Raw genomic sequence first — 312 nt, 5'->3', positions numbered from 1 at the left:
TGTGCCAGCTCCTGCATTTTCGCTTCGATAGCGGCTTTGTCTTCACCTTTCAGAGCAGTTTCCAGTGCAGTCAGTGCAGACTCGATAGCAGTTTTGTCGTCAGCCGGCAGTTTGTCGCCTGCTTCTTCAACCTGCTTACGGGTGCTGTGCAGCAGATGGTCGCCCTGGTTGCGAGTCTGTACCAGCTCTTCAAACTTACGGTCAGCTTCGGCGTTAGCTTCTGCGTCGCGTACCATTTTCTGGATTTCATCTTCGTTCAGACCAGAAGAAGCCTTGATGGTGATCTTCTGCTCTTTACCGCTGTTTTTATCT

General features: G+C 51.0%; 1 protein-coding gene. It reads right to left on the bottom strand.

Going from position 1 to position 312, the window contains the following annotated elements; translation table 11 throughout:
• On the bottom strand, positions 1-312 hold a 312-nt coding region (locus D4N35_RS17945; protein ID WP_164876429.1), incomplete at both ends, for an Hsp70 family protein.

The organism is Siminovitchia fortis (genome assembly GCF_003605365.2).
In the GTDB taxonomy this organism is placed as follows: domain Bacteria; phylum Bacillota; class Bacilli; order Bacillales; family Bacillaceae_C; genus Siminovitchia; species Siminovitchia fortis.
The sequence above is the reverse complement of the archived record's forward strand: the minus strand, read 5'-3'. Positions and strand labels throughout refer to the sequence as shown.